Here is a 7,065-nt window from a genome sequence, read left to right as displayed (position 1 = left end):
ATGACTTTTGAACTAATGATAGGTATGATGTATTTGAAGATGGAATTATATAATAATAGTAAATATATATTATAAAAATATAATTTTTAAAATGAAACACTCGTAAATAGCTCGAAAACATATGTTTTTCTATGGAATGTGAAATTGTTTTCATAAAAAAAATTAATATATTGATAAAATACATCTGATGTGTTAAACTGAAAAAGTAAAATACATCTGATGTAGTTATAATAAAAAATTTTATTAAAGGAGAGTATATATGATTAGTCAAAAGGTTAGAGAGATAGCTCCTGAAATGGATCCTCTTAGAAGGGGAATGGGATGGAGTGTAGATGATTTATCTAAACCACAAATAATAGTTGAAAGTACTTTTGGAGATAGCCATCCTGGAAGTGCACATTTATATGATTTTGTAGAGAAAGCAATAGATGGAATTAGCGAAAAAGGTGGTAAAGGTTCTAGATTTTTCGCAACTGACATATGTGATGGTCAAGCTCAAGGTCATGATGGAATAAACTACTCTTTAGTATCAAGAGATATATTAGCATCTTTAATTGAGATACATGCAAATGCAACACCTTTTGATGGTGGAGTATTTATATCAAGTTGTGATAAAGGGGTTCCATCTCATCTTATGGCAATAGGTAGAGTTAATATACCATCAATCGTTGTTACTGGTGGTGTAATGGAAGCTGGTCCAAACTTATTAACTTTAGAACAAATTGGTATGTATAGTGCACAGTACCAAAGAGGAGAAATAACAGAAGAAGAATTAACTTATTATAAACATAATGCATGTCCTTCTTGTGGAGCTTGTTCATTTATGGGAACTGCTTCAACTATGCAAGTTATGGCAGAAGCATTAGGATTAATGATACCAGGAAGTTCATTAATGCCAGCAACTTGTGAAGATTTAAAAGATATGGCAAGAAGAGCTGGAGAACAAGCCGTAGAACTTGCAAAAATGAATTTAAAGCCAAGAGATATGGTAACTAGAAAATCATTTGAAAACGCTATAATGGTTCATGCTGCAATATCTGGATCAACTAATTCATTATTACATATACCAGCTATAGCTAATGAATTTGGAATAGATTTAGATGCAAGTGAATTTGATAGAATACATAGAAATGTACCATATTTATTAAATATAAGACCAGCAGGTAAATGGCCAGCTGAATTCTTCTACTATGCTGGAGGGGTTCCTGCAATAATGGAAGAAATAAAACACTTATTGCATTTAGATGTTATGACTGTTACAGGAAAAACATTAGGTGAGAATTTAGAAGAGTTAAAAAATAATGGATTCTATGAAAAGTGTGATGAATATTTATCTAAAGTAGGTTTAAAAAGAGAAGATGTTATACGTCCATACAATAATCCTATTGGAGATAATGGAGCGATAGCAATATTAGAAGGTAACTTAGCGCCAAAAGGTTCTGTAGTTAAACACTCTGCTGTACCAAAAGAAATGCATAAAGCAATACTTAAAGCTAGACCTTTTGATAGTGAAGAAGAAGCTATAGATGCAATACTTAAAAAGAGAATTAATCCAGGAGATGCGGTAATTATTAGATATGAAGGTCCAAAGGGGAGTGGAATGCCTGAAATGTTCTATACAACTGAAGCTATATCATCAGATCCAGAGTTAAGTGCTAGTATAGCATTATTAACAGATGGAAGATTCTCGGGAGCATCTAAAGGACCAGCTATAGGGCATATATCTCCAGAAGCAGCAGTTGGTGGACCAATAGCACTAGTTGAAGAGGGAGATTTAATAGAGATAAATATAGAAAATAGAGTTTTAAGAGTTATAGGAATAAGTGGTCAAGAATGTAGTGAAGATGAAGTAAATAATGTATTCACTGAACGTAAGAAAAAATGGAAACCAAAAGAAGAAAAATATAAATCAGGAATACTTAATATATTTTCAAGAAATGCTGTTGATCCAATGCAAGGCGGATATATGAAATAGGTAACTTAGGATTAGAGAGGGAGTAAAATAATGTTAACAGGACCATTACTTATTGGAGTATTTTTATTATCAATTGTACTATTACTAGTATTAATATTAAAATTTAAGTTAAATGCTTTTATATCTATACTAATAACATCTTTAGTAACTTCTGTATTAGTAGGTATGCCTATAGAAGAAATTGCAGTTACTATTTCTGATGGATTTGGATCTACTTTAGCAGGGATAGGTATAGTTACAGGTTTAGGAGTTATGCTGGGTAAATTCATGTTTGAGTCTGGAGCAATAAAAACTATTTCAGATGCGATACTTAGAAAATTCGGAGATGAAAATAGTCCATCAGCAGTGGCTATAACAGGATTTTTGACAGGTATACCGGTATTTAGTGATGTTGTTTATATAATGATGGCACCAGTATTAAGAATGCTTTCTAAAAGAACAAAAATATCTATGGTTACTTTTGCTTGCGCTATATCAGTAGCAACTACTTGTACATATGCATTAGTTATACCAACTCCAGCACCACTTGTTGTATCAGAAACTTTAGGATTAGATGTAGGAGTATTCTTTATATATGCTTTAGTAACAGCAGCTGTTGCAACATTATGTGGAGGAATAATATACGGTAAATTTTTAAATATACAAGATAAGAAAAATAATCACTTCTATACTTTTGAAGATATAGAAGATGAGGATATAAATAATGTAAATGATATGGCTAATGGAGAAGCTGCAGTTACTGTAGAGGGACCATCATTTATTAAATCAATATCTATGTTATTAGTACCAATAATACTTATATTATTAGGAAGTTTTACTTCTTTTATATTAAGTGAAGATAGTGCAATATTACCTTTTTTACAATTTTTAGGAGATAAGAATGTTGCTATGCTTATAGGTGTAATATATTCGGCTATAGTTGCAATGCCTTATTTAAAATTAGAAGTAGCCCAAATTATGAATGATGCAGCAGATCAAGTTGGTTTAGTATTATTAATAACAGGTTCAGGAGGAGCTTTTGGTAAAGTACTTCAAACTACAGGAATAGCAGATTATATAGCAGAGTCTTTATCAGGATTTAATATACCAATATTAGTACTTTGTTTCTTAATATCACAAGTTATACGTTGTGCTCAAGGCTCTACTACTGTAGCTCTTATGACTACAGCGTCAATACTTACTGGAGCAATAGCTTCAAGTAGTGTATCTCCAGTTCTTTGTGCAATAGCTATATGTGCAGGTGGTATGGGTCTATCATTACCTAACGATTCGGGTTTCTGGGCTATAAGTAGATTCTTCAAAATATCAGTTAACGATACAATGAGAGGATGGACAATAGGCGGATTTGTTGCAGGACTTTCTGCACTTGCATTTGTAAGTATATTATCCTTATTCCAAGGCATGCTACCTGGTTTAATGTAGATAATAAGTTAGTAAAATTAAAATAATATATCTGGTGAGTTTTTCTTGCCAGATATATTTGTGTATATAAATAATGGAGGATAAGATTATGATAAAAATAAATTCTATAAAAGCTTTAGTAGACTGTGGTGTTGTAGCAGTAGTTCGTGGAAATACAAAAGAAGTTGGAGTAAACATAGCAAAAGCTTGTGTCCAAGGAAGTGTTAAAGGATTAGAAGTTACTTTTACTAATAAATATGCAACAGATATAATAAAAGAATTAGTTAATATATATGGCAATCGTGAAGACATAGTAATAGGTGCAGGAACGGTATTAGATCCTGAAACAGCAAGAATGGCTATAATAGCTGGAGCAAGGTATATAGTGTCTCCTTCATTTAATGCAGAAACAGCAAAAATGTGTAATAGATACAAAGTACCATATATACCAGGGGTTATGACTATTAATGAAATAGTTGCTGCTCATGAGGTTGGTGTTGATGTAGTTAAAATATTCCCAGGAAGTGTATATGGACCAGGATACATAAAAGCAATAAAAGGTCCATTACCTTACGCAAATATGATGGTAACAGGAGGCGTTAATATAAGCAATATAGATGAATGGTTTAAGGCTGGTGTTGACTTAGTTGGTATTGGTGGAGAATTAAATAATTTAGGAGAAGAAGGTAAGTTTGATGAGATTACTTCTATTTGCAATGAATATATAAGCAAACTTAATGAGGTAAGAGAGGGATAATATGAGAGTAGCTGGACTTGGAGAGATAATGCTTAGATTATCTACTACAAAAGGAACAAGATTCACACAGTCAAATAATTTTAATGTGAATTATGGAGGTGGTGAAGCTAATGTTCTTGTATCGTTATCTAATTTTGACATAGATACGAGAATGATAACTAAAGTATCAAATGATGATATAGGAAAATCCATTATAAAATATTTAAAATCAAATGATATAGATACTACATTTATAAAAAATGATGATAAAAGAACGGGAATATACTTTTTAGAAGTAGGAAGTGGTAATAGGGCATCAAAGGTTATATATGATAGAGCGGATTCTGCATTTAGTAATATGAAAATAGATGATTTAGATGTGGAGAAAGCTTTAACAGGGGTAGATGTATTTCATTTTTCAGGAGTAACTTTAGCCCTATCTGAAGAACTTAGAAAATTAACAATGGGAATTTTAAAATACTGTAAAAATAATAATATAATGGTAAGTTATGATTCTAACTATAGAGCTAAATTATGGTCAATAGAAGATGCTAGAAAATCAACTTTAGAAATATTACCTTATGTGAATATATTGTCTGCAGGAATTTTAGATGCTGAAAATATATTATTAATGGATTGTAAATATGAAGATAAGTATGAAAAATTAAATCATTATTATAATTCAATCACTACTAAATACCCTAATATAAAACATATATTTTCATCAATAAGAGAAGTTAAATCATCTACTATAAATACATTACAGTGCAACTATTATACAAATAAAAAATTATATTCATCAAAAGTACAACTAATAGATGACATAATTGATAGAGTGGGTGGAGGAGATGCACTAACTGCAGGAGTTTTATATTCTATAATAACTAACAAGAGACCAAAGTATATATGTGAATTTGCAAATTCAGCATCCATACTAAAACATAGTATACATGGTGATGCAAATTTTGTAACTGTGGAAGATGTAGAAAATTTAATGAATAATGGTGTTGGTAAAATATCTAGATAATAAATTTGAATTCTATTATTTGCATGTGAATGCATATAATAGAATTTTTTGTTGTATAATATATTTTTGTATCAAAATAGATCATCTTTACATACTATAAAACAGGTGTTTTGAGTAAACACCATTATAATTTATTTTTAAAGGATGGATGCTATGAAAGTAATTGATGTAAGTCATCATAATGGAGTAATTGATTGGCGTAAAGTCAAAGATGACGGTGTAGAAGGTGTTATAATACGAGCTGGATTTGGGACTACTTATACTGACAATCGTTTTATTGAAAATATTACAGGTGCAATTAAAGTAGGTTTGAAAATAGGAGTATACTGGTTCATGTATGGTTGCAGTAAAGATGCGGCATTAAAAAATGCACAGAAGTGCGTCAGCTTAATTGAACCATATAAATCTAAAATTATATTAGGTGTTTCAGCAGACTGGGAATATGATAGCGATAACAAATGTACTTCATCATTAACTAAATCAAGTAGAACAGAAATTGTAAAAACTTTTTGCGATTATATAAATGAAAAAGGTTATACAGCTTGTATTTATACAAATCAAGATTATTATAATAATAAATTTGATATGAATGCTTTAAAAAAATATCCTCTATGGATGGCTAGCTATAGATCTGATAAACCTAATTATAATTTGTTCATGTGGCAATATTCAAGTACAGGAAGAGTTAATGGTATAAGTGGAAATGTTGATTTAAATAATCTTTATAAATTACCAGGAGAAATCCAAACAACACCTGAATCAACACCATCAATCATTATTAAGTTAAATATTTTAAAAAAAGGAAGCAAAGGAAAAGAAGTATTTACTGTTCAATCTATTTTAAAATCATTAGGATATAAAGATAATAATGAAAAAGAACTATCTTTAGATAGTAATTTTGGAGAAAATACAGAATATGCAGTAAAATCTTATCAAAGAGATAAAAATTTAAGCATAGATGGTATTGTTGGTACATCTACATGGAATAGCTTGTTAAAATAAATTTATATCAATATGGAGTTTAACAAAGAGCACCTCTTCGATTAAAGAGGTGTTTTTTCTTTCAAAAAAATCTATCATATTGAAAATTTATACAAAAAAGACTATAAAAATAATAAAAAATGGCTTGTATAAAAACAATAATATGTAAGAAAAATAAAATTAACTGAAAATACTTTCAAAAAAAGTTTTTTTATTGAAAATTATTTCTTAAAAACATATACTGTACTTGTAAGTAGTTATTAGGAAGGAGAAAGAATATGAAGGATAATTTAGAGCAATTAAAAAATAATTTAATTGTATCTTGTCAAGCATTACCACATGAGCCTTTACATTCTTCATTCATAATGGGACGTATGGCAAAGGCAGCCAAAGAAGGAGGAGCTGTTGGAATTCGTGCCAATACTAAAGAGGATATTGAGGAAATAAAAAGAAATGTGGATCTTCCAATTATAGGTATCGTAAAACGAGATTATGATGATAGCGACGTTTATATAACGCCTACAATGAAAGAAATAGACGAACTTATGGAAGTTAAGCCAGAAATTATAGCTATAGATGCAACTGCTAGCTTAAGACCTAATGGAACTACATTAGATGAGTTTTATTATGAAATTAAGAGTAAGTATCCAAGTCAAAAGCTTATGGCAGATTGTTCTACAGTAGAAGAAGCTGTACATGCAGATAAACTGGGATTTGATTACATAGGAACGACTTTGGTAGGATATACAAAACAAAGTGAAAATTATAGAATTGAGGAAAACGATTTTGAAATTTTAAGGGAGATCATAAGTAAAGTTTCAAATAAGGTAATTGCAGAAGGAAATATAAATACACCAGAGAAGGCTAGAAGAGTGTTAGAACTTGGAAGTTATAGTGTTGTAGTAGGGTCAATAATAACTAGACCACAAAATATAACTAAGTTAT

The 7,065-nt window shown here is 30.1% G+C and carries 6 protein-coding genes; all 6 read left to right on the top strand.

Annotation, left to right across the window (positions count from 1 at the left end; all coding sequences use genetic code 11):
• Positions 1 to 259 precede the first annotated feature (259 nt).
• A complete protein-coding gene (gene ilvD, locus J7G74_RS12390; protein ID WP_297135874.1) occupies positions 260 to 1,975 on the top strand; it encodes a dihydroxy-acid dehydratase in 1,716 nt (571 codons plus the stop codon).
• Positions 1,976 to 2,005: 30 nt separating this feature from the next.
• Positions 2,006 to 3,397 carry a GntP family permease gene (locus J7G74_RS12385; protein WP_297135872.1) on the top strand — a complete coding sequence of 464 codons (1,392 nt, stop codon included), beginning with the start codon at positions 2,006 to 2,008 and terminating at the stop codon, positions 3,395 to 3,397.
• An 88-nt stretch (positions 3,398 to 3,485) separates the two neighbouring features.
• Positions 3,486 to 4,133 carry a bifunctional 2-keto-4-hydroxyglutarate aldolase/2-keto-3-deoxy-6-phosphogluconate aldolase gene (locus J7G74_RS12380; protein ID WP_297135870.1) on the top strand — a complete coding sequence of 216 codons (648 nt, stop codon included), beginning with the start codon at positions 3,486 to 3,488 and terminating at the stop codon, positions 4,131 to 4,133.
• 1 nt (position 4,134) lies between these two features.
• The gene (locus J7G74_RS12375; protein ID WP_297135867.1) at positions 4,135 to 5,139 is read left to right on the top strand and encodes a sugar kinase; all 1,005 of its coding nucleotides are present in this window, start codon (positions 4,135 to 4,137) and stop codon (positions 5,137 to 5,139) included.
• 153 nt (positions 5,140 to 5,292) lie between these two features.
• The gene (locus J7G74_RS12370) at positions 5,293 to 6,141 is read left to right on the top strand and encodes a GH25 family lysozyme (protein ID WP_297135864.1); all 849 of its coding nucleotides are present in this window, start codon (positions 5,293 to 5,295) and stop codon (positions 6,139 to 6,141) included.
• 257 nt (positions 6,142 to 6,398) lie between these two features.
• A partial coding sequence (locus J7G74_RS12365) for an N-acetylmannosamine-6-phosphate 2-epimerase (RefSeq protein ID WP_297135861.1) occupies positions 6,399 to 7,065 on the top strand: 667 nt, incomplete at its 3' end.

The sequence above is a fragment of the Terrisporobacter sp. genome, assembly GCF_017888745.1.
In the GTDB taxonomy this organism is placed as follows: Bacteria; Bacillota; Clostridia; order Peptostreptococcales; family Peptostreptococcaceae; genus Terrisporobacter.
The sequence above is the reverse complement of the archived record's forward strand: the minus strand, read 5'-3'. Positions and strand labels throughout refer to the sequence as shown.

What these genes read in the sequence shown, in the direction of transcription:
- ilvD (WP_297135874.1), top strand. Translation starts at nt 260, where the DNA reads ATGATTAGTCAAAAGGTTAGAGAGATAGCTCCTGAAATGGATCCTCTT.
- J7G74_RS12385 (WP_297135872.1), top strand. Translation starts at nt 2,006, where the DNA reads ATGTTAACAGGACCATTACTTATTGGAGTATTTTTATTATCAATTGTA.
- J7G74_RS12380 (WP_297135870.1), top strand. Translation starts at nt 3,486, where the DNA reads ATGATAAAAATAAATTCTATAAAAGCTTTAGTAGACTGTGGTGTTGTA.
- J7G74_RS12375 (WP_297135867.1), top strand. Translation starts at nt 4,135, where the DNA reads ATGAGAGTAGCTGGACTTGGAGAGATAATGCTTAGATTATCTACTACA.
- J7G74_RS12370 (WP_297135864.1), top strand. Translation starts at nt 5,293, where the DNA reads ATGAAAGTAATTGATGTAAGTCATCATAATGGAGTAATTGATTGGCGT.